This window comes from Stenotrophomonas sp. CCNWLW57 (assembly GCF_037203925.1).
Taxonomy (GTDB): Bacteria; Pseudomonadota; Gammaproteobacteria; order Xanthomonadales; family Xanthomonadaceae; genus Stenotrophomonas; species Stenotrophomonas rhizophila_A.
Map to the genome: position 1 here is coordinate 1 of NZ_JBBCBJ010000004.1, position 20,899 is coordinate 20,899.

Consider the following 20,899-nt stretch of genomic DNA (forward strand, 5'->3'; position numbering starts at 1 on the left):
GTTTGCGGGGGCTTTACCAAACATGGATGTTTGGTAAGAGCCCCCAAGGACGGGTTCACGGCGCCCCCCGCAAACCCGCACCCGGCGCGGCCGGGCAGTGGACTCCTGCAGCTGTGCAGCTGTTCGCGCACAAGCTGAAACACACCATGTGTCCGACTAAGCCGATGTACGGCAAACGGCCGCAGCCTACACCGCACAGCTCCCTGTTAATCTTGGCGTCTGGACTAACAAGAGTGTTGGCAATGAATCCATTGCGCTGGAATTACCGCGCCCAGTTCCTGCTGGGGTTCCTGGTGTGTGCTGGCCTGCTGGGCTATGCGATCTTCCTGCAGCTGAAGATGGGGCTGGAACCGTGCCCGCTGTGCATCTTCCAGCGCATCGCGTTCGCCGCGCTGGGGTTGTTGTTCCTGATCGGTGCGCTGCATGGCCCGCGGGATCGGCCCGGGCGCATCACCTATGGCGTGCTGGCCTTCATTGCCGCCGCCGTGGGCATCGGCATTGCCGGGCGCCACGTGTACGTGCAGCTGCTGCCCCAGGACATGGGCTCGAGCTGTGGGCCGCCGCTGTCGTTCCTGAGCGAGACCATGGGGCCGTTCGAAGTGTTCCGTACCGTGCTCACCGGTACCGGCAACTGCGGCAACATCGACTGGCAGTTCCTGGGGCTGACCATGCCCATGTGGAGCCTGGTGTGGTTCACCGTGCTGGGCCTGTGGGCGCTGGTGGTGTCGTTCCGTCGTCCTGCCCGTCGCTACTGATCTTTCTTCTGCTGGTTTACTGGATATTCCGATGACTGCCTCCGACCGTGCCACCCCTTCCGCTTCGCTGCCGACCGACTGGTCGCCGGAGAGCTGGCGCGGCCGGCCCGCGCTGCAGATGCCGACGTATCCCGATCCGGTGGCGCTGGATGCGTCCTTGCATGAGCTCAAGCGGCTGCCGCCGCTGGTGACCTCCTGGGAGATCCTCTCGCTCAAGCAGCAGCTCGCCGAGGCCCAGGAAGGCAAGCGTTTCCTGCTGCAGGGCGGCGATTGCGCGGAGAACTTCAGCGACTGCGAATCCACCACCATCTCCAACCGGCTCAAGGTGCTCCTGCAGATGAGCCTGGTGCTCGTGCACGGCATGCGCAAGCCGGTGATCCGCGTCGGCCGGTTTGCCGGGCAATATGCAAAGCCGCGTTCGGCCGATACCGAGACCCGCGATGGCGTGACCCTGCCCAGCTACCGGGGTGATGTGATCAACGCGCCCGAGTTCACCGAAGCCGCGCGCCTGCCCGATCCGCGCAGGATGCTGCAGGCCCACGCGCATTCGGCCATGACCATGAACTTCGTGCGTGCGCTGATCGATGGTGGCTTCGCCGACCTGCACCATCCCGAGTACTGGAACCTGGAGTGGGTGCGGCATTCGCCGCTGGCCACCGACTACCAGAAGATGGTCTCCTCCATCGGTGATGCCGTGCGCTTCATGGAAACCCTGTCCGGCGCCCAGGTGTACAACCTCAACCGGATCGACTTCTATACCTCGCACGAAGCGCTGCTGCTGCCCTATGAGCAGGCGCTCACCCGCCAGGTGCCGCGCCAGCATGGCTGGCTCAACCTGAGCACGCATTACCCGTGGATCGGCATGCGCACCGCCGCCCTCGATGGCGCCCACGTGGAGTACCTGCGCGGCGTGCGCAACCCCATTGCCATCAAGGTCGGCCCGTCCGTGCAGCCCGACCAGCTGCTGCGCCTGATCGACGTGCTCAATCCCGAAGACGAACCCGGCCGCCTGAGTTTCATCCATCGCATGGGGGCGGCGCAGATCGCCGGGAAGCTGCCGCCGCTGCTGGAGGCCGTCAAGCGCGATGGTCGCCGCGTGCTGTGGGTGTGCGATGCCATGCATGGCAACACCGAAAGCACCAGCAACGGCTACAAGACCCGACGCTTCGACAACGTGCGCAGTGAAGTGGAGCTGTCCTTCGACCTGCACGCAGCCGCCGGTACGCGGCTGGGCGGCGTGCACCTGGAGCTGACCGGGGAGGATGTCACCGAGTGCACCGGGGGCGCGCGCGAGCTCACCGAGCGCGACCTGGAGCGTGCCTACCGGTCCTCGGTGGATCCGCGCCTGAACTACGAACAGTCGCTCGAGATCGCCATGGCCATCGTGCGCAAGCAGGGCGGCTGACCGCGTAACAATTTAGGGCGTAGCTCTACGCTACGGTCATGTCGTGTTTGGCACGCTAGAGCTCCTTTGTGATCAACACGGGAGCGTGCATGCACGTGGATTGGCAGACGGCCGCCGCATATCTCTGGCCGATCGGGATCGCGCTGGCGATCGGTCTCACCGGATGGTGGGCACTGATGTTGCTGACCCGCCGCCTCAAGGGGCGCGACTACCGCCGTGCGCGCATCGCGCGCGTGATCAGCCGGCCGCTGGCGTTCGCGCTGCCGATGCTGGTGCTGATTCCCGCACTGGAAGCCACCCCGCTGGACGGGCGCTGGCTGGACCAGTCGCTGCGGCTGCTGCATATCGGGTTGACGGCGTGCTTCATCTGGCTGCTGGTGCGCGCGGTGGCTGCCGGCGAGCAGGCGATCCTGCGTGACCACCCGATGGAAGTGGCCGACAACCTGGCCGCCCGCCGCATCCAGACCCAGACCCGCGTGCTCAGCCGCGTGCTGATGGGCGCCATCATCCTGGTCGGCGCCTCGATGGTGCTGCTGACCTTCCCGATGGTGCGCCAGATCGGCACCGCGCTGCTGGCCTCGGCCGGCATCATCGGCCTGGTCGCCGGCATCGCCGCCAAGCCGGTGTTCGGCAACCTGATCGCCGGCCTGCAGATCGCGCTGACCCAGCCGATCCGCCTCGATGACGTGGTGATCGTCGAAGGCGAATGGGGCCGGGTGGAAGAGATCGGCAGCAGCTACGTGGTGGTGCGGATCTGGGACGAGCGGCGCATGGTGGTGCCGTTGACCTGGTTCATCGAGAATCCATTCCAGAACTGGACCCGGCGCAGCGCCGACCTGCTCGGCACCGCGTTCCTGTGGCTGGACTATCGGGCGCCGATCGCGGCGATCCGCACCGAGCTCGAGCGCATCTGCAAGGGCGAAGCGTTGTGGGATGGCCGCGTCTGCGTCACCCAGGTGACGGAAACCACCGATCACACCCTGCAGGTGCGCCTGCTGGTCAGTGCGCGCAATTCCGGCGATGCCTTCGACCTGCGCTGCATCGTGCGCGAACGCATGCTCGACTTCCTCGCCCGTGAACATCCGCAGGCGCTGCCACGCACCCGCGCCGAACTCCTCGAGCGCCCCGATCCACCGACGCGCACCCCGCGCTCGCAGCCCGCCGACGACGTGCGCTCACCCGGCGCCGAGGACGGCCCCCCGGCGGTGGTCCCGGTCGAAGACCCCACGGTGGGTTGATCCCGATCTCAATGGGCCCGTAAAAATTCGTAGCCCCGGCCGTTGGCCGGACCGCAGCCGACTTACGGCAACAACGCCTGCGTCCCGAACCGCGGCGGACGCCGGGCCCGGGTGCGCTGCTCATAGTCGTACGCCAGCTCGATCAGTTTCGGCTCGCTCCAGGCCGTGCCCATGAACAGCAGCCCCAACGGTAGTCCGTTCACATGCGCCATCGGCACGGTCAGGCTCGGGTAGCCGGCCACGGCGGCGGCGCTGTAGCTGCCGCCGGGGAAGTCATCGCCGTGGCCGGTACGGATCGGCCACGCGGTGCCCGTGGTGGGCGCCACCAGTGCGTCCAGGCGCTCGGCCTTGAGCACCGCGTCGATCCCCTCGGGGCCGGCCAGGCGGCGCGCCTGGGTGCGTGCAGCGATGTACTCGGGGCTGCCCAGGCCGCCGGCCTGCGCGGCTGTCTCCATCAGGTCCTGCCCGAACAGCACCAGCTCCTTGTCGGCATGGGTGCGGTTGAAGGCGATGATCGCGTCCAGGTCGCGCACGGGGGCCTGGTGGCGGGTCAGGTAGCGCTGCATGCCGGCTTTGAACTCGTGCAGCAGCACCAGGCGTTCGGCGTCTTCCCACTGCCCGTCGGTAGGCAGCTGCACCGGTACCACCACGGCGCCGGCATCGCGCAGCACGCCGATCGCGTGCTGCAGGGCGGGAGCGACCCCGGGCTGCTGGTCCAGCGGGCCGTGCAGGACGCCGATCCGGGCGCCGCGCAGGCCGTCCGGATTCAGCCGTGCGGTGTAGTCGTACACCGCACGCCCGGGCATGGTCGCCGTGGCCGGGTCGGCGTCGTCGCGGCCGGCCATCGCCGTCAACAGGGCGGCGGCATCGGCCACGCTGCGGGTGATCGGGCCGGCGGTGTCCTGGCTGAAGGAAATCGGCACGATGCCATCGCGGCTGACCAGCCCCACCGTGGGCTTGAGCCCGACCACGCCGTTCACCGCAGCCGGGCAGACGATGCTGCCGTCGGTCTCGGTACCCACCGCGGCGGCCGCCAGGTTGGCCGCCACCGCCACCGCGCTGCCGCTGCTGGAGCCGCACGGGTTGTGGCTGAGCCGGTAGGGATTCCGGGTCTGGCCGCCGCGCGCGCTCCAGCCGGAAATCGACTGGCTGGAACGGAAGTTCGCCCATTCGCTGAGATTGGTCTTGCCCAGGATCAGCGCGCCGGCCGCGCGCAGCCGGGTGACCAGGAACGCATCGTCGGGGCGGAAGCCGGCCAGTGCCAGCGAGCCGGCACTGGTGCCCATCGGGCGCGCCCCGATGTTGTCCTTGAGCAGCAGCGGAATGCCGTGCAGGGGGCCGCGCAGCTGCCCGCGGCGGCGTTCGGCATCCAGTGCCGCCGCTTCCTTCAGGGCATCCGGATTGAGCTCCAGCACGGCGTTGAGGCGCGGGCCGGCGCGGTCGAGCCGGGCGATCCGTTCCAGGTAGGCGCGGGTCAGGGTGACGCTGTCCAGCTCGCCGGCGGCCATCGCCGCCTGCAACTGGGTGATATCGGTTTCGGCGTAGGCGAACGGCGTATCGCGTGGGGCCGCGGACCCGGCGGCATGGGCCTGGTTGAACAAGGGCACGGGCGAGGGCGAGCAGCCTGCCAGCAGTGCGATGGCCAACACGAGCGATGTCAGTGGCGCGCGCATCTGTGTATCCCCGGAACCAGCGCTCAGGCTAACCAGCGCTTCGCACGCTTGGCAACTCACGCCGGCGGTTGGGCCTGGCCGTGACGCTTGCGGATGTCGCGGGCGAGGACGCCGACCACGATGAGGTTGATCACCAGCACCGACCACGAGGCCCAGCCCGGGTGGCGGATGATCGCGAAAATGTCGAACGGCAGGTAGATGCCGGCGGTGACGCAGCCCAGCCAGGATGCCCAGGCTTTGGCACGCCAGAGGCCCCAGGCCTCGAAGAGATGCAGGATGCCGTAGGCAACCATGGCCGCAGCGGCCAGGTGGACGGCATCGGGGCTGATCATGTTGAGCAGCGAGGGCAGGGTGCCGTGATCCGGGTCCAGGCTGAAACGCCGGATCAGGGCATTGACCCCATCACGCAGTGGCTGCGGGCCAAGCACTTCCAGCCCGGTCGCCGCCAACAGCGCCAGGACCGCCTTGCTGGCTTCCAGCAAGGCGATCAGGTGAAGCCCCGGATGCTTGTGAGGATCCGGGTTGTAGGCCGTGTCGGTCACGAGGGTCCGATCAGCCGCCGCGCGAAGCCTTCTTGCGGTCGCTTTCGGTCAGCCCCTTCTTGCGAAGGCGGATTTCCTTCGGGGTGATCTCGACCAGCTCGTCGTCTTCGATGAAGTCCAGGGCCTGTTCCAGCGAGTACTTGATGGCCGGGGTCAGCTGGATCGCATCGTCCTTGCCCGAAGCGCGCATGTTGGTCAGCGGCTTGGTCTTGATCGCGTTGACGGTCAGGTCGTTGTCCTTGGAGTGGATACCGACCAGCTGGCCTTCATACACGTTGTCGCCTTCAGCAGCGAACAGCTTGCCACGCTCCTGCAGCGGCCCCAGCGAGTAGGCGGGGGTGGCGCCCGGCGCGTTGGCGATCATCACGCCGTTCTGGCGCTTTGCGATGGCGCCCTGTTCCTTCGGGCCGTAATGGTCGAACACGTGGAACAGCAGGCCCGAACCCTGGGTCAGGGTCTTGAACTCGTTCTGGAAGCCGATCAGGCCACGGGCCGGGATCTGGTATTCCAGGCGCACACGGCCCTTGCCGTCCGGTTCCATGTTCTTCAGCTGGCCCTTGCGGGTGCCCAGCTTTTCCATGACGCCGCCCTGGTGCTGTTCTTCGATGTCCACCACCAGCTGTTCGATCGGCTCCATGGCCTGGCCGTCGATCTGCTTGATGATCACTTCCGGGCGCGACACGGCCAGCTCGTAGCCTTCACGGCGCATGTTTTCGATCAGCACCGACAGGTGCAGTTCGCCACGGCCGGAGACCAGGAACTTGTCGGCGTCTTCCAGCTGTTCCACCTTCAGGGCCACGTTGTGGACCTGTTCGCGGTCCAGGCGGTCCTTGATCTGGCGGCTGGTCAGGAACTTGCCACCGGACAGGTCCTTGTTGCCGGCGAACGGCGAGTTGTTGACCTGGAAGGTCATCGAGATGGTCGGCTCGTCGACGGTCAGCGCCGGCAGTGCTTCCGGGGTGTCCGGGTGGCACAGGGTGTCGGAGATGGTCAGCTCCGGGATGCCCGAGATGGCGACGATGTCACCGGCTTCGGCGGTGTCCTGCTCGATGCGCTCCAGGCCCAGGAAGCCCAGCACCTGGGCAACCTTGCCGTTGCGCTTCTTGCCTTCACGGTCGATCACCGCGACCTGCATGTTCTTCTTCAGGGTGCCGCGCTGGATGCGGCCGATGCCGATCACGCCCACGAAGTTGTTGTAGTCCAGCTGGCTGATGCGCATCTGGAACGGACCTTCCGGGTCCACTTCCGGCTTCGGCGCGTGCTGCATGATCGCTTCGTACAGCGGGGTCATGTCGCCATCGCGCACGCTGTCTTCCAGGCCGGCGTAGCCGTTCAGGGCCGAGGCGTAGACGATCGGGAAGTCGAGCTGTTCATTGGTGGCGCCGAGCTTGTCGAACAGGTCGAAGACCTGGTCGATCACCCAATCCGGACGCGAGCCCGGGCGGTCGACCTTGTTGACCACCACGATCGGCTTGAAGCCCATCGCGAAGGCCTTCTGGGTGACGAAGCGGGTCTGCGGCATCGGGCCGTCCATGGCGTCGACCAGGATCAGCACGGTGTCCACCATCGACAGCACGCGCTCCACTTCACCGCCGAAGTCGGCGTGTCCGGGGGTGTCGACGATGTTGATGCGGTTCTTGACGCCGGTGCGCTTGTCTTCCCAGGTGATGGCCGTGTTCTTGGCCAGGATCGTGATGCCACGCTCCTTTTCCTGGTCGTTGCTGTCCATCACGCGCTCGGCGAGCACGGTGCGCTCGGAGAGGGTGCCGGACTGCTTCAGCAGCTGGTCCACAAGGGTGGTCTTACCGTGGTCGACGTGGGCGACGATGGCGATGTTGCGAAGATTTTCGATAGACATGCGAAAGGGGGCCAGTCGGCGCCGGATTTGGAAAAAGAAGTCCATCATTATACGGCTTTGATGGCCAAACGCGAAAACAACCTTTGGCGCATTCAGGTAGCGCCCGCCGTTGGCGGGCACACGGGTACCTGAGGGCCGGCCAACGGCCGGCGCTACCGGGTGGGTTCGACCATGGTCAGGCGGGCTCCGCGCGTCCCTCCGGTGTATCCTTATGGGCTGACGACAACCCCCGAATATCAAGGATCCTCATGTCCCTCATCGCCACTTTCGACACCACCCAGGGCCCGATCAAGGTCGAGCTGTTCGCCGACAAGGCGCCGCTGACCGTCGCCAACTTCGTGAACCTGGTCCAGAAGGGCTTCTATGACGGCCTGATCTTCCACCGCGTGATCCCCGATTTCATGATCCAGGGCGGTTGCCCCAAGGGCCAGGGCACCGGCGGCCCGGGCTACAAGTTCGAAGACGAGAAGAACGGCGTGAAGCACCAGGTCGGTTCGCTGTCCATGGCCAATGCCGGCCCGAACACCAACGGCAGCCAGTTCTTCATCACCCACATCAAGACCGACTGGCTGGACGGCAAGCACACCGTGTTCGGCCAGGTGCTGGATGGCCAGGCCATCGTGGACTCGGTCAAGCAGGGCGACGTGATCCATTCGATCACCCTGGAAGGCGACACCGACGCTGTGCTGGCCGCCCAGGCCGACCGCGTGGCCGAGTGGAACAAGCTGATCCCGGCCAGGTAATTCCCTTTCAACGGCCTCCCTCGCGGGAGGCCGTTGCGCATTTCCGGCCGCCCCGCCAGGTCTCTCCCCGCCCGGTGGCCACTCCCACACAGCTTCTTAGCAGAGGAAATCCCCATGAAAGCACCTGTTCGTGTTGCCGTGACCGGCGCCGCCGGCCAGATCGGCTACGCCCTGCTGTTCCGCATCGCCTCCGGCGAAATGCTGGGCAAGGACCAGCCGGTCATCCTGCAGCTGCTCGAGCTGCCGGTCGACAAGGCCCAGGCCGCCCTGCGCGGCGTGATGATGGAACTGGAAGACTGCGCGTTCCCGCTGCTGGCCGGCATGGTCGGCACCGATGACGCCGAAGTGGCGTTCAAGGATGCCGACATCGCCCTGCTGGTCGGCGCGCGTCCGCGCGGCCCGGGCATGGAGCGCAAGGACCTGCTGCTGGAAAACGCCAAGATCTTCACCGCGCAGGGCGCGGCGCTGAACAAGGTCGCCAGCCGCAACGTGAAGGTGCTGGTCGTCGGCAACCCGGCCAACACCAATGCCTACATCGCCATGAAGTCGGCGCCGGACCTGAACCCGCGCAACTTCACCGCCATGCTGCGCCTGGACCACAACCGTGCGCTGAGCCAGCTGTCGTCCAAGCTGGGCAAGTCGGTGGGTGGCATCGAGAAGCTGGTCGTGTGGGGCAACCACAGCCCGACCATGTACCCGGACTACCGTTTCGCCACCGCCGACGGTGCCTCCGTCGCCGATGCGATCAACGACCAGGAATGGAATGCCGGTACCTTCATTCCGACCGTGGGCAAGCGCGGCGCGGCGATCATCGAAGCCCGTGGCTCGTCCTCGGCTGCCTCGGCCGCCAATGCCGCCATCGACCACGTGCGCGACTGGGTGCTGGGCAGCAACGGCAAGTGGGTGACCATGGGCGTGCCGTCTGACGGCTCCTACGGCATCCCGGAAGGCGTGATCTTCGGCTTCGCGGTGACCACCGAAAACGGTGAGTACACCCTGGTCAAGGACCTGCCGGTCGACGACTTCAGCCAGAAGTACATCGACAAGACCCTGGCCGAGCTGGAAGAAGAGCGCAGCGGCGTGGCCCACCTGCTGGGTTGATCCCTTGGTCGGTACGCATTGAAAAACGCCGGGCTTGCCCGGCGTTTTTTTTTCCGCTACCCGGCGCGCAACCGCCCTGCATCTTTCGCCGGCGGCGCGCCGAATACGCGGACGTAGTCGCGGCTGAACTGCGAGGGGCTTTCGTAGCCGACGCGGAAGCCGGCGCTGGCCGCGTCCAGTGCATCGCCGACCATCAACCGGCGCGCCTCCTGCAGGCGCAGGCGGGTGCGGAACTCCAGCGGGCTCAGCGTGGTGATCGCCTTGAAGTGCTGGTGGAAACTGGAGCGGCTCATGCCGGCCACCTCGGCGACCTGTTCGATCCGGCACGGCTGGTGGAAATTCGTCTTGATCCACGCGATGGCGCGGGCGATCTGGTTGAGCCGGCTGTCGGCCTGCGCGATGTGGCGCAGGATCCCGCCACCGGGCCCCTGCAGCAGCCGGTACAGCAGTTCGCGCACGGTCAGGGGCGCCAGCGCGTCGATATCAGACGGTGCGTCCAGCAGCGCCAGCAGGCGAACTGCAGCATCCAGCAGTTCCGGGCTGGTGCGGTTGAGCGACAGCCCGCTGGCGGGCGCCGGCGCAGGTGCCGGCGCGGCCGGGTGGGCGAGGGCGAGTTCGGACAACGTGGCCATGTCCAGATCCAACTGCAGGCACAGATAGGGCCGTTCGGGACTGGCCTGGATCACCGAGCCCATCACCGGCAGGTCCACCGAGGCGATCAGGTAATGCTGCGGGTCATAGCGGTACGAGGTCGCGCCCAGGTGCGCCTGTTTGACGCCCTGGCCAACCAGGCACACGGTGGGTTCGTAGATCACCGGCATGGGCAGCGTCGGCGATGCGGCACGGATCAGCGTGACCCCCGGCAGTGCGACGGCATGCATGCCGTCGGACGGCGCGTGGCGGTCCAGCAGGGCAACGAAGGCAGCGAGTCGGTCCATGCCGTTGGATGGTACAGGCCGACCGGCGCGGGGCGCGTGGGAGATGGACGATCGTGCAAGCCTGCCGGACGCACAGGCTATCGCCTCCCGGAGCCGCCGCCGGAAGATTCCCGGCACTTCCCTGGCGCGAGGCCCTGCCGATGACCACCACCGCCCTCAATCACTACCGCCTGCTCGGACGATCCGGCCTGCGCGTGTCGCCGCTCTCGTTGGGCACCATGACCTTCGGTGCCGACTGGGGCTGGGGCGCCGACGACGCCGAGGCCGCGCGCATCTTCGATGCGTATGTCGAGCGTGGCGGCAACTTCATCGACACCGCCGTGAACTACACCAACGGCAGCGCCGAACGCATCCTCGGCCGGCTGATCAGGGCCATGCGCGAACGCATCGTGCTCGCCACCAAGTTCACCATGGCGCGCGAGGCGGGCAATCCCAATGCCGGCGGCAACCACCGCCTCAACCTGGTGCGCTCCGTGGAAACCAGCCTGCGCCAGCTCGATACCGATCGCGTCGACCTGCTGTACCTGCACGCGTGGGACTTCACGACATCGCCGCAGGAGGTGATGCGCGCGCTCGACGATCTGGTCCGCGCGGGCAAGGTGCTTTACCTGGGCATCTGCAACACGCCGGCATGGCGCGTGGCGCAGATGCAGACCCTGGCCGACCTGCGCGGCTGGTCGCCGTTCGTCGCGCTGCAGATCGAGTACAGCCTGCTCGAGCGTACCGTCGAGCACGAGTTGATGCCGATGGCCGAAGCGCTCGGTCTCGGCGTGCTGCCCTGGTCGCCGCTGGGCGGCGGGGTGCTCACCGGCAAGTACAGCCGTGCGGATCTGACCGACGACAATGCCGCCGACGTATCGCCCACGCGCAAGGGCGTGATCGCGTCCACCGGACATCTTACCGGGCGCGCCCTGGATATCGCCGACGTGGTCGGCGCGATCGCCGGGGAGCTGGGTGCCAGCCGTTCGCAGGTCGCCCTGGCCTGGACGCTGCGGCATCCGGCCGTGGTCTCGCCGGTCATGGGCGCGCGCACCCTGGCGCAGTTCCAGGCCAATATCGGTGCGCTGGACATCGTGTTCAGTGATGCGCAGCTGCAACGCCTGGACGCGGCGAGCGCGCCGGCACCGATCTTCCCCGCGCGTTTCATCGCACGGCCGATGGCGCAGCAGCTGATCAGTGGTGGAAGCCGGATCCGGAGCCGGTAGCACCGGGCCCGCCTACGACCAAGGTCGGACGGCCGGTCCACCGCCATCGGACTATGCTCGATCCCATGACTTTGTCTGGGAGGGCTGTCATGCGTTACGAAGAGGTTTACCGTCGGTCGGTGGAGGAACCCGAAGCGTTCTGGGCCGAGGAAGCGCACCGGATCTACTGGCATGTACCGCCGCAGCAGATCCTGGATTACAGCAACCCGCCATTCCGGCGCTGGTACGTGGGTGGCCAGACCAACCTCTGCTACAACGCGGTGGACCGGCACCTGGCCGAGCGCCCCGACCAGCTGGCGCTGGTGGCCATTTCCACCGAGACCAACGTCACCCGCGAAATCACCTACCGCGAGCTGTACCGCGAAGTGAATGCGTTCGCCGCCGTGCTGCAGCGGCTGGATGTGCAGCGCGGCGACCGCGTGGTGATCTACATGCCGAACATGGCCGAGGCGGTCTTCGCCATGCTGGCCTGCGCCCGCATCGGCGCCATCCACTCGGTGGTGTTCGGTGGGTTTGCCGCGCACAACCTGGCGCTGCGCATCGACGATGCCGCGCCCAAGCTGCTGATCGCCGCCGATGCCGGCAAGCGCGGCGGCAAGGTGATTCCATACAAGGCGATGGTGGATGCGGCCTGCGCCGAAGCGCAGTCGCCGCCGCCGCACGTGCTGATCGTCTCGCGCGGGCTGGACCCGGCCGAGCCGAAGGTGCCGGGCCGTGACGTCGACTACGCGACCCTGCGCGACGAAGTCGGCGACCAGGACGTGCCGGTGGTCTGGTTGGAATCAAGCGAACCCAGCTACCTGCTGTATACCTCCGGCACCACCGGCAAGCCCAAGGGTGTGCAGCGCGACGTGGGCGGCTATGCGGTGGCGATGGCGCAGTCCATGGAAACCGTGTTCGACTGCAGGCCGGGCCAGGTGATGTTCTCCACCTCGGACGTCGGCTGGGCGGTGGGGCACTCCTACAACGTCTACGGCCCTCTGATCGGCGGCTGCACCTCGCTGTTGTACGAAGGCCTGCCGACCAATCCCGATCCGGGCATCTGGTGGGCGCTGTGCGAGCAGTACGGCGTTCGCACGTTGTTCTCGTCGCCGACCGCGATCCGTGTGCTGAAGAAGCACGATGCCGACTTCATCCGACGCCATGACCTCGATGCACTCAGGTACGTGTTCCTTGCCGGCGAGCCACTGGACGAGCCGACCGCGCACTGGATCAACGATGCGCTGGGCAAGCCGATCATCGACAACTACTGGCAGACCGAAACCGGCTGGCCGGCGCTGACCCTGTTGCCGGGCGTGGACCTCAAGCCGGTGCGTTTCGGTTCGCCGGGCTTCCCCAACCTCGGTTACCGCATGAAGGTGATCGACGAGAACACCGGCGCCGAAGTGCAGGCCGGGCAGAAGGGCGTGCTGGTGATGGTGCCGCCGCTGCCGCCGGGCTGCATGAGCACGGTCTGGAACGACGACGACCGTTTCATCCAGAGCTATTTCAGCCACTTCAAGGAACTGCTGTACAGCTCGCTGGACTGGGCGATCCGCGACGAAGACGGCTACACCTTCATCCTTGGCCGCACCGACGATGTGATCAACGTGGCCGGGCACCGGCTGGGCACGCGCGAGATCGAGGAGTGCATCTCCGGGCACCCGCTGGTGGCCGAAGCGGCGGTGATCGGGGTCAAGGACGAGCTCAAGGGCCAGGTGCCGCTGGTCTTCGTCACCCTCAAGCAGGCGGTCGACGGCGATGGCAGCGCTGTGGTGGCCGAGATGATGAAGCGCGTGACCGAAACCCTCGGCGCGGTCGCGCGCCCAGCGCACATCCACCTGGTCAACGCCCTGCCCAAGACCCGCTCGGGCAAGCTGCTGCGCCGTTCACTGCAGGCCCTGGCCGAGCACCGCGACCCGGGCGACCTGTCCACCCTGGACGACCCCGGCGCGCTGGACGAGATCCGCCGGGCGCTGGGGCGGTAACTCCCTCCGACGTCCAGCGACCGTGTCCCGTGCTGCGGTGCATTATCCGCCGCGCGGGACCTCGGTTAAGCTGCGGGGGTGATCGTTGTGGGTCCGATGCGCGGCACGCCGGGGATGGCGTGCGCGGCCCGGGCTGCTGTCTGGACGACCGCAAGGGGGCGTACGGGTTCCGGTGACCGCCGGGGAGCGTGCGTGCAGGGGGACCAGGTAACAGGGGGAACACATGGCGTACATCCATGCCAAGACGGCCGCTGGCCGTCAGGAAATCGAAGACCGCGCGCGCCGGCTGGTGCCGGGGTTGCGCTCCATTCTGCTGATGGTTGATGGTCAGCGCGATGACAACGAATTGACCGCGATGCTGCCCGGGCTGCGCGCGCCGGACGACGCGCTGGCCCAGCTGGCGGAGATGGGCCTGATCGAAGTGGTCGGTGGTGCGCTGGCGCCAGCCGCGCCACGGGCGCTGACCTCCGGTCGCGAACAGGACCCGGTGCTGTACAAGCAGCTGTATGACTGGATGAGCGAATCGGTCCGCAGGCATCTCGGCCTGAAGGGCTACTTCATGCAGCTCAAGATCGAGCGCTGTACCGATGCGGCCAGCCTGGAAAAACTGTGGCCGGAGATGGCCGCCGCCGTGTCCAAGGCGAAGAGTCCCGCGTTGGCCAACCGCTGGCTGGAGGAAACCCGCGCGCTGCTGCACAGCGATGCGCAGCCCGCCTGAGGAGAGCGGCACGGCGCAGCGATGATGGCGTACATTGGCGTCCTTCCGGGGCGCCAGGAGCAGCGCGTGGACGAACAACACATCGACAACAGCCTCGACGCCGGCACCCCGGGCTGGGACGCCATCAACGCGGCCTTGGCCGCGCTGTACCCCGGCCAGGAGCCGCGCCATTACGGCACCGCGCTGCCGTACACGCTGGGTGGGCGCGATCCGCTCGATGGCATCAGCGTGTACCGTGCCGAGCTGCCGCGCCCGCACTGGCATTACGTCACCTACGGTTTCTCCGAGCTGTACGACAAGCAGAGCGATGACGCTGACAGCAGCGGCTTCGGCTTCGAGCTCACCTTCCGCCTGGCCATCGACAGCGGCGATGACACCCCGCCGGCATGGCCGATGAACCTGCTGCAGAACCTGGCGCGCTACGTGTTCGGCAGCGGCAACGTGTTCGAGGCCGGGCACCACATGAATGCCAACGGTCCGATCGCGCTGGATACCGACACCTGCCTGCGCCACCTGGCCTTCATGCCCGATCCGCAGCTGCCGGCGCGGGCCACGCCCAATGGTGAACTGGCGTTCCTGCAGGTGATCGGGCTGAGCGACGACGAGATGGCGGCGATCAAGCGCTGGTCGACCGACGGGGTGCTGCAGGCATTGGCGCCGCGCATGCCGTTGTGGATCACCGACCTGCACCGTGCCAGCCTGCTGGATGACCCGGCGCTGGTACGGCAACTGCAGGAAGGCAGCGAACGCGAAGGGTCCAGTACCGCAGTCCTGTTCGTGGAGACCCTGGCCTGGCGCGAAGAAGGCAAGCAGGTCGTGCTGGTGCTGGGTGCGGGGCAGGTGCCCAATGTGCTTGAACTGCTGCCGCTGCGCCTGCGCCATGGCAATCCGTTGACCATCGTCAGCCGCGAACACGAGTGGGTGTTCGCCCCCGGTGACCGCGATGCTGTCGCCAAGGACGGGGAGGGCGTGCGCTGCACGCTGACTGCGCAGGGCCTGGATGCGCTGGAGCAGCAGGTGCAGCCTGGGCGCGGGCGCTATTCCGTACCGGGTACGGCGCTGGTGGTGGAAGTGGTGCCGACCGCACTGCGCGATGCGCAGGGCAATGTGGTGCGCGAGATCGGCTGATCGCGCGCACCACTTTTGTTTATTGCAGGCCTTCGGCCTTCAGCGCGGCCCGCACGCCGGTGTCGGCTTCCATCCGGGTCTTGAACGCAGCCAGGTTGTCCAGGCCGCTCAGGTCGACCTTGGCACCGGCTGCCCAGCGCAGGGTGATGTAGAAGTAGGCGTCGGCGTAGCTGCGGAAGCCGGCCAGCCAGGGCTTGTCGGCCAGCTGGCGGTTGGCGGTCTCGAACAGGCCGCGCAGGCGCTTGCGGGCGGCGTCGCGGATCGCGTCGTACTGGCTGTCATCGGCGATGAACTTGGCTGGTGCGAACAGCGGGGAGAACGCCGGGTGCACGTCCGAGTTGACGAAGGCCAGCCAGCGGTTGGCTTCAGCGCGCTGCTGCGGGCTGCCGTCGCCGCCCAGGCCGGCCTGCGGGTAGCTGTCGGCGATGTAGCCCATGATGGCCGCGTTCTGGGTCAGCACGAAGCTGCCGTCGACGATGGTCGGCACCGAACCGGCCGGATTGATCGCAAGATAGGCCGGGGCCTTCAGGGTGTCCTTGTCGAGCAGTTCCACCTCGAACGGCTGGCCGGTCCACTGCAGGGCGATGTGGTCGGCGGTGGAGCAGGCACCGGGCTTGCTGTACAGCTTCATGGGGAACTCCGTCGGGATGCAGGAAAGGTAAGCGGCCCACTATTCCAGAGCCGGCCCCGCATCCTCAACGGTATGGCCGTAACAGATCGTTACGACGCGCGTGGCTTGAGTTTCTGCACGCGATAGAACGTGTGGTCGCCGATGGTGGCCACCTGGTAGGCATTGCGCCAGCTGGGGCTGGCGATGGACAGCGCGGCGAAGTGGCTGGCACCGGGCACGATTTCCTTGCGCTCGCCTTCCGGCAGCGCCCAGTTGCGCTCGGCATCAAAGGCCACGGTCATGGCTTCTTCCCATGCATCGGTGTTGCCCAGCTGGGTGCCCGGCGCCACGATGGTCGGTGCGAACTGCTTGCGTGCGGTGACCACCTTGCACATCGAATCGCCCCACAGCCCGCTGTCCAGCCGGCGCAGCGCCACTTCCGCAACGGCTTGCTGGCCGCGCAGGGTCTGGTCACGCGCTTCGAGGTAGACGGTCGTGCTCAAGCACAGCGAATCGGCGGCCGGCTGGGGCAACAACTGCGACAGCCAGAGAATCCAGGCCAGTTTCATAAATCTCCTTGCTCCGTATGGGCCGCACCTGGCTGTCCATCCGATCAACGGGATGGGGCGGGGTGTACGACTTGGCGTCATGGGGAGGCGGCCATCGGGGCCGCCCGGGAGCGGCACCCGAAAGACGTGGGGGCCGCGCGCTCACTCGAACTGGGTGGTGAGCGGGAAAGTTGGCGCACGATAGGGGGGGATTTCGCAACGCATCCTGAACCGAAAGGCTTGACATTCAGGTTCGGAAGGGGGCCGTTTTCGCCCATTCAGGGAGTGCCGGCCGGCGGCCGGCACTCCGGTTACAGCGCTGCCGCCAGGCGGCTGCCCTGGTTGATCGCGCGCTTTGCATCCAGTTCCGCGGCCACATCGGCACCGCCGATCAGGTGCGCATCCACGCCTGCGGCCAGCAGTGCGGCATGCAGGTCGCGGCGCGGTTCCTGGCCGGCGCAGACCACCACGTGGCTCACCGGCAGGGTCTGTTCCTGGCCATCGATGCGGATGCGCAGGCCGTCGTCGTCCACGCCCAGGTATTCCACGCCGCCCAGCATCTTCACGCCCTTGGCCTTGAGCGTGGCGCGGTGGATCCAGCCGGTGGTCTTGCCCAGCCGTGCGCCGGGCTTGCCCGGGCTGCGCTGCAGCAGCCAGACCTTGCGGGCGGGGGGCTCGGGCTGCGGCCGGGCCAGCGCGCCACGTGCCTCGAAGTTCGGGTCAACGCCCCATTCGGCCATCCAGCGGGCCGGGTCCAGCGCGGGGGAGGGGCCCTCGTGCACCAGGAACTCGCCCACGTCGAAGCCGATGCCACCGGCACCGATGATCGCCGCTTCCGCGCCAACCTCCACCCTGCCCTGCAGCACATCGAGATAGCTGACCACCTTGGGATGGTCGGCGCCGGGGAAGTCGACCTGGCGCGGGGTGATGCCGGTGGCGACCACCACCGCATCGAAGCCGGCCAGCGTGGCGACGTCGGCCACGGTATCGAGCTTCACGCTCACGCCAGTTTCGTCCAGTTTGTGGCGGAAGTAGCGCAGCGTTTCGTGGAATTCTTCCTTGCCGGGAATGCGCTTGGCCACGTTGAACTGGCCGCCGATCTCGCTGCCGGCGTCGAACAGGGTGACCGCATGCCCGCGTTCGGCGGCCACCGTGGCGCAGGCAAGGCCGGCCGGACCGGCACCGACCACCGCGACCTTCTTCGGGGCCGTGGTGGGGCGGTAGACCAGTTCGGTTTCGTGCACCGCGCGCGGGTTGACCAGGCAGCTGGCGGTCTTGTTCTCGAACACGTGGTCCAGGCATGCCTGGTTGCAGGCGATGCAGGTGTTGATCGCGTGCGCACGACCGGCCCGCGCCTTGTTGGCCCATTCCGGGTCGGCCAGCAGCGGCCGCGCCAGCGACACCATGTCCGCACCGCCACCGGCCAGGATGTGTTCGGCCACGTCGGGCATGTTGATGCGGTTGGTAGCGATCACCGGCACGCGTACATGCGGCTTGAGCTTGGCGGTGACCCCGGCAAACGCCGCGCGCGGCACCGAGGTGGCGATGGTGGGCACGCGTGCTTCATGCCAGCCGATGCCCGAATTGATCAGGGTGGCGCCGGCCGCTTCAATGGCCTTGGCCTGCTGCACGATCTCATCCCAGTTGCTGCCGTCCTCCACCAGGTCGACCAGTGACAACCGGTAGATGATGATGAAATCCGGGCCGCACGCTTCGCGGATGCGGCGCACGATCTCCACCGCGAACTGCATGCGCCGGGTAGCGTCGCCGCCCCAGCGATCGCCGCGCAGGTTGGTGCGCGGGGCGATGAACTCGTTGATCAGGTAGCCCTCCGAGCCCATCACCTCCACACCGTCGTAGCCGGCTTCGCGGGCCAGCCGCGCGCTGCGCGCGTAATCGGCGATATGCCGTTCCACGCCGCGTGCCGACAGCGCGCGGGGGGTGAACGGATTGATCGGCGCCTTCTTCTTCGACGGCGCCACCGACAGGGGGTGGTAGGCGTAACGGCCGGCGTGCAGCAGCTGCAGGCAGATCTTGCCGTCATGGCCGTGCACCGCCGCGGTGAGCTGGCGGTGCGGACCCACTTCCCACGGCCAGGACAGCTTGCCGCCGAACGGCTTGAGCCAGCCCACCACGTTGGGCGCATAGCCGCCGGTGACGATCAGCCCGACCCCACCCGCCGCGCGTTCGGCGAAGTACGCGGCCAGCCGCGGGAAGTCGCGCGCGCGGTCCTCCAGCCCGGTGTGCATGGACCCCATCAGGATGCGGTTGCGCAGGGTGGTGAAGCCCAGGTCGAGCGGGGCGAACAGGTGGGGGTAGGCGGGAGTTTCGGCGGCTGGCGACATGAAGATACGCTTGCGTACGGTAGGTGCGAAGGGTGCCGCGTATCGCCATTGCACGCAAGGGTCAGCGCAGGGCGGGCGCCGGCTCCGGTCTGCGCACGCCAAACAGGGGCAGCGTGTAGCCGCACAGGGGGCCGATCAGTAGCGCGAAGGCGAGGGTGCCCAGGCCGACGTTGCCGCCCAGGTACCAGCCGATGACCAGCACGGTGCCCTCGATCAGGCTGCGCACCAGCCAGATCGGCCAGCCGGTGCGGGCATGCAGGCCGGTCATCAGGCCATCGCGCGGGCCCGGTCCGAAACGGGCACCGATGTAGAGGCCGGTGGCGACTGCCACCAGCAGCAGCCCCAGGGCAAACATCGGCACCTGCCACACCAGCCCGTGCACTTCCGGCAGCAGCCACAGGCCGAACTGCGCGCTGGGGCCGATCAGCAGCACGTTCAGCACCGTGCCCAGTCCCGGCTTCTGCCGGATCGGCCACCACAGCAGCAGCACCAGCGCTCCGATCACGTTGGTGGCTACGCCGAACGACAGCGGCGTCTGCAGCGCGATGCCCTGGGAGAGCACATCCCAGGGCGCCACGCCGATTGCGGCGCGGATCATCACCGCCGCGCCCATCCCGTACAGGAACAGGCCGATCAGCAGTTGCAGCAGGCGCAGGGGCAGGGAGGTGGGCATGGCGGCGTCATCGACAGGGCGTTTGACTGTAGGGCGCGCGCTGTCGCGCCGACAGATACAGATGCAGGCGAAAGCGCGCACACACCGTGCGCGCCGACGCTCACTCCCAGCCGGACAGCACCAGCTTGCCGGTGACCCCGCCGCCTTCCAGCAGGCGATGGGCTTCGCGCAGGTTGGCCGCATTGATGCTGCCCAACGAGGTGTGCGCGGTGCTGCGCAGTTCACCGGCATCGACCAGGCTGGCCACCCGGCTGAGGATGCGGTGCTGTTCCACCATGTCGGCGGTCTGGAATCGCGATCGGGCGAACATGAATTCCCAATGGATGCCGATGCACTTGGCCTTGTAGGGATCGCCGATGCGCAGCGGGCCACGCGGCTCCACGATGAGGCCGACATGCCCCTGCGGTGCCAGCAGCTCGCCCAGCACCTCCCAGTAGTGGTCGGTGTCGGCCAGGTTCAGCGCCACCTCCACCTGCGCAATGCCCAGTGCCTGCAGCTGCGCCGGCAGCGGCTGGCGGTGATCGACCACATGGTCGGCGCCCATCCGGCGACACCATTCAGCCGAGTCGTCACGCGATGCGGTGGCCACCACGGTGAAGCCGGCATGGCGTGCCAGTTGAATCGCGATGGAACCGACACCGCCTGCACCGCCGATGACCAGCAGGGTCTGGCCAACGTGGCGGCGATCATCGAAATGCAGCGGCATGCGCTCGAACAGCAGTTCCCATGCGGTCAATACAGTCAGTGGCAGCGCTGCGGCTTCAGCGAAATCCAGCGTGGTCGGCTTGCGTCCCACCAGGCGCTCATCCACCCACTGCCACTGCGCATTGCTGCCGGGTCGCGTTACGTCGCCGGCGTAATACACCTCGTCGCCCGGAGCGAACGCGGTCACGTGCGCACCCACGGCTTCAACGGTGCCTGAAGCGTCAAATCCCAGGACGCGCGGGGGCGACACCTCACCGGCGCGCGGCGCGCGCTGCTTGGTGTCGACCGGATTCACTGAGACGGCATGAACGCGCACCAGAACGTCATGCCCCTGGGGCGCGCCGGGTTCAGGTAACGCGAGGTCAAGAAGCGAATCGACGTGGTCGATGGGCAGGTACCGAGAGAGGCCGACGGCTTTCATGGCAGCTCCTGTGGAGATGAACAACGTCATCATAAGGTCGCTTTTGAACCTGTTTGCGAGCTGAATCGCCGGCCTGCGACAAACTGCATCAAATACTGTGGCGAGCCTTTGAAAACTCTGGGAAAGTCCTGAAAAGCCTTGCCATTGTTGGGTCTTGCGGAAGTTCACCAACCTGTATAGGGTGCCACCAGCTGGACCCGGAGGAGGTCTGGTCGCTGATTTCACATGTTACGTGACCGTTAACATCGCCTTCACTCCCCTGAGCATAATGTTCGCGGCGGTGGCGTGCTGAATCGGCAGTCTTAAACGACGCAGTAGTGCTGGCC

18 protein-coding genes are annotated in these 20,899 nt (G+C 67.2%); 9 read left to right on the top strand and 9 right to left on the bottom strand.

The genetic code is table 11. From position 1 onward, the window contains the following. Positions 1 to 242 precede the first annotated feature (242 nt). The 3 genes from V9K91_RS10375 (at position 243) to V9K91_RS10385 (ending at position 3,398) form a co-directional block, all read left to right on the top strand. Positions 243 to 755 carry a disulfide bond formation protein B gene (locus tag V9K91_RS10375; protein WP_068849485.1) on the top strand — a complete coding sequence of 171 codons (513 nt, stop codon included), beginning with the start codon at positions 243 to 245 and terminating at the stop codon, positions 753 to 755. Between the two features lie 31 nt (positions 756 to 786). Next, positions 787 to 2,160 (top strand): 3-deoxy-7-phosphoheptulonate synthase class II, encoded by a 1,374-nt coding sequence (locus tag V9K91_RS10380; protein WP_068849487.1) that lies wholly within the window; start codon positions 787 to 789, stop codon positions 2,158 to 2,160. Positions 2,161 to 2,249: 89 nt separating this feature from the next. Then, positions 2,250 to 3,398, top strand: a complete 1,149-nt coding sequence (locus tag V9K91_RS10385) for a mechanosensitive ion channel family protein (protein WP_184124912.1) — start codon at positions 2,250 to 2,252, stop codon at positions 3,396 to 3,398. A 62-nt stretch (positions 3,399 to 3,460) separates the two neighbouring features. On the opposite strand, the gene V9K91_RS10390 is transcribed toward V9K91_RS10385, so the two are convergent. From V9K91_RS10390 to typA, 3 genes are read right to left on the bottom strand one after another with little or no spacing between them, the layout of a single operon-like run. Continuing rightward, positions 3,461 to 5,071 (bottom strand): amidase, encoded by a 1,611-nt coding sequence (locus V9K91_RS10390; RefSeq protein WP_336442925.1) that lies wholly within the window; start codon positions 5,069 to 5,071, stop codon positions 3,461 to 3,463. A gap of 56 nt (positions 5,072 to 5,127) precedes the next feature. Beyond that, positions 5,128 to 5,613, bottom strand: a complete 486-nt coding sequence (locus tag V9K91_RS10395) for a DUF2127 domain-containing protein (RefSeq protein WP_068849493.1) — start codon at positions 5,611 to 5,613, stop codon at positions 5,128 to 5,130. A gap of 10 nt (positions 5,614 to 5,623) precedes the next feature. After that, on the bottom strand, positions 5,624 to 7,471 hold the full coding sequence (gene typA / locus V9K91_RS10400; protein ID WP_093534588.1) for a translational GTPase TypA: 1,848 nt from the start codon (positions 7,469 to 7,471) through the stop codon (positions 5,624 to 5,626). 248 nt (positions 7,472 to 7,719) lie between these two features. Here typA and V9K91_RS10405 point away from each other — a divergent pair, with 248 nt between their 5' ends. Both V9K91_RS10405 and V9K91_RS10410 read left to right on the top strand, forming a co-directional pair. Continuing rightward, positions 7,720 to 8,214, top strand: a complete 495-nt coding sequence (locus V9K91_RS10405; protein WP_095364522.1) for a peptidylprolyl isomerase — start codon at positions 7,720 to 7,722, stop codon at positions 8,212 to 8,214. 114 nt (positions 8,215 to 8,328) lie between these two features. After that, positions 8,329 to 9,315 carry a malate dehydrogenase gene (locus tag V9K91_RS10410; RefSeq protein ID WP_038690241.1) on the top strand — a complete coding sequence of 329 codons (987 nt, stop codon included), beginning with the start codon at positions 8,329 to 8,331 and terminating at the stop codon, positions 9,313 to 9,315. A 56-nt stretch (positions 9,316 to 9,371) separates the two neighbouring features. On the opposite strand, the gene V9K91_RS10415 is transcribed toward V9K91_RS10410, so the two are convergent. Next, positions 9,372 to 10,253, bottom strand: coding sequence for an AraC family transcriptional regulator (locus tag V9K91_RS10415; protein ID WP_210131964.1), 882 nt, complete (start codon positions 10,251 to 10,253; stop codon positions 9,372 to 9,374). A gap of 140 nt (positions 10,254 to 10,393) precedes the next feature. Here V9K91_RS10415 and V9K91_RS10420 point away from each other — a divergent pair, with 140 nt between their 5' ends. The 4 genes from V9K91_RS10420 to V9K91_RS10435 all read left to right on the top strand — a co-directional run bounded on the left by V9K91_RS10420 (position 10,394) and on the right by V9K91_RS10435 (position 15,271). Next, on the top strand, positions 10,394 to 11,458 hold the full coding sequence (locus tag V9K91_RS10420) for an aldo/keto reductase (protein ID WP_336442924.1): 1,065 nt from the start codon (positions 10,394 to 10,396) through the stop codon (positions 11,456 to 11,458). A gap of 89 nt (positions 11,459 to 11,547) precedes the next feature. Further along, a complete protein-coding gene (gene prpE / locus V9K91_RS10425) occupies positions 11,548 to 13,425 on the top strand; it encodes a propionate--CoA ligase (protein ID WP_336442923.1) in 1,878 nt (625 codons plus the stop codon). Between the two features lie 223 nt (positions 13,426 to 13,648). Further along, on the top strand, positions 13,649 to 14,143 hold the full coding sequence (locus V9K91_RS10430; RefSeq protein WP_068849505.1) for a hypothetical protein: 495 nt from the start codon (positions 13,649 to 13,651) through the stop codon (positions 14,141 to 14,143). Positions 14,144 to 14,224: 81 nt separating this feature from the next. Next, positions 14,225 to 15,271 (top strand): suppressor of fused domain protein, encoded by a 1,047-nt coding sequence (locus V9K91_RS10435; RefSeq protein WP_336442942.1) that lies wholly within the window; start codon positions 14,225 to 14,227, stop codon positions 15,269 to 15,271. A 19-nt stretch (positions 15,272 to 15,290) separates the two neighbouring features. Here the strand turns inward: V9K91_RS10435 and V9K91_RS10440 are convergent, their stop codons facing one another. From V9K91_RS10440 to V9K91_RS10460, 5 genes are all read right to left on the bottom strand, one after another. Continuing rightward, positions 15,291 to 15,902 carry a glutathione S-transferase N-terminal domain-containing protein gene (locus V9K91_RS10440; RefSeq protein ID WP_095364526.1) on the bottom strand — a complete coding sequence of 204 codons (612 nt, stop codon included), beginning with the start codon at positions 15,900 to 15,902 and terminating at the stop codon, positions 15,291 to 15,293. A gap of 89 nt (positions 15,903 to 15,991) precedes the next feature. Continuing rightward, the gene (locus V9K91_RS10445; protein ID WP_068849509.1) at positions 15,992 to 16,450 is read right to left on the bottom strand and encodes a cell wall hydrolase; all 459 of its coding nucleotides are present in this window, start codon (positions 16,448 to 16,450) and stop codon (positions 15,992 to 15,994) included. Between the two features lie 290 nt (positions 16,451 to 16,740). Next, positions 16,741 to 18,774 carry an NADPH-dependent 2,4-dienoyl-CoA reductase gene (locus V9K91_RS10450; RefSeq protein ID WP_095364527.1) on the bottom strand — a complete coding sequence of 678 codons (2,034 nt, stop codon included), beginning with the start codon at positions 18,772 to 18,774 and terminating at the stop codon, positions 16,741 to 16,743. A gap of 61 nt (positions 18,775 to 18,835) precedes the next feature. Further along, positions 18,836 to 19,447: a hypothetical protein gene (locus tag V9K91_RS10455; RefSeq protein WP_068849513.1), complete on the bottom strand. Its 612-nt coding sequence runs from the start codon at positions 19,445 to 19,447 to the stop codon at positions 18,836 to 18,838. Between the two features lie 100 nt (positions 19,448 to 19,547). Further along, the gene (locus V9K91_RS10460) at positions 19,548 to 20,573 is read right to left on the bottom strand and encodes a zinc-binding alcohol dehydrogenase family protein (protein ID WP_095364528.1); all 1,026 of its coding nucleotides are present in this window, start codon (positions 20,571 to 20,573) and stop codon (positions 19,548 to 19,550) included. Positions 20,574 to 20,899: the final 326 nt, after the last annotated feature.

What these genes read in the sequence shown, in the direction of transcription:
- V9K91_RS10375 (WP_068849485.1), top strand. Translation starts at nt 243, where the DNA reads ATGAATCCATTGCGCTGGAATTACCGCGCCCAGTTCCTGCTGGGGTTC.
- V9K91_RS10380 (WP_068849487.1), top strand. Translation starts at nt 787, where the DNA reads ATGACTGCCTCCGACCGTGCCACCCCTTCCGCTTCGCTGCCGACCGAC.
- V9K91_RS10385 (WP_184124912.1), top strand. Translation starts at nt 2,250, where the DNA reads ATGCACGTGGATTGGCAGACGGCCGCCGCATATCTCTGGCCGATCGGG.
- V9K91_RS10390 (WP_336442925.1), bottom strand. Translation starts at nt 5,071, where the DNA reads ATGCGCGCGCCACTGACATCGCTCGTGTTGGCCATCGCACTGCTGGCA.
- typA (WP_093534588.1), bottom strand. Translation starts at nt 7,471, where the DNA reads ATGTCTATCGAAAATCTTCGCAACATCGCCATCGTCGCCCACGTCGAC.
- V9K91_RS10405 (WP_095364522.1), top strand. Translation starts at nt 7,720, where the DNA reads ATGTCCCTCATCGCCACTTTCGACACCACCCAGGGCCCGATCAAGGTC.
- V9K91_RS10410 (WP_038690241.1), top strand. Translation starts at nt 8,329, where the DNA reads ATGAAAGCACCTGTTCGTGTTGCCGTGACCGGCGCCGCCGGCCAGATC.
- V9K91_RS10415 (WP_210131964.1), bottom strand. Translation starts at nt 10,253, where the DNA reads ATGGACCGACTCGCTGCCTTCGTTGCCCTGCTGGACCGCCACGCGCCG.
- V9K91_RS10420 (WP_336442924.1), top strand. Translation starts at nt 10,394, where the DNA reads ATGACCACCACCGCCCTCAATCACTACCGCCTGCTCGGACGATCCGGC.
- prpE (WP_336442923.1), top strand. Translation starts at nt 11,548, where the DNA reads ATGCGTTACGAAGAGGTTTACCGTCGGTCGGTGGAGGAACCCGAAGCG.
- V9K91_RS10430 (WP_068849505.1), top strand. Translation starts at nt 13,649, where the DNA reads ATGGCGTACATCCATGCCAAGACGGCCGCTGGCCGTCAGGAAATCGAA.
- V9K91_RS10440 (WP_095364526.1), bottom strand. Translation starts at nt 15,902, where the DNA reads ATGAAGCTGTACAGCAAGCCCGGTGCCTGCTCCACCGCCGACCACATC.
- V9K91_RS10445 (WP_068849509.1), bottom strand. Translation starts at nt 16,450, where the DNA reads ATGAAACTGGCCTGGATTCTCTGGCTGTCGCAGTTGTTGCCCCAGCCG.
- V9K91_RS10450 (WP_095364527.1), bottom strand. Translation starts at nt 18,774, where the DNA reads ATGTCGCCAGCCGCCGAAACTCCCGCCTACCCCCACCTGTTCGCCCCG.
- V9K91_RS10455 (WP_068849513.1), bottom strand. Translation starts at nt 19,447, where the DNA reads ATGCCCACCTCCCTGCCCCTGCGCCTGCTGCAACTGCTGATCGGCCTG.
- V9K91_RS10460 (WP_095364528.1), bottom strand. Translation starts at nt 20,573, where the DNA reads ATGAAAGCCGTCGGCCTCTCTCGGTACCTGCCCATCGACCACGTCGAT.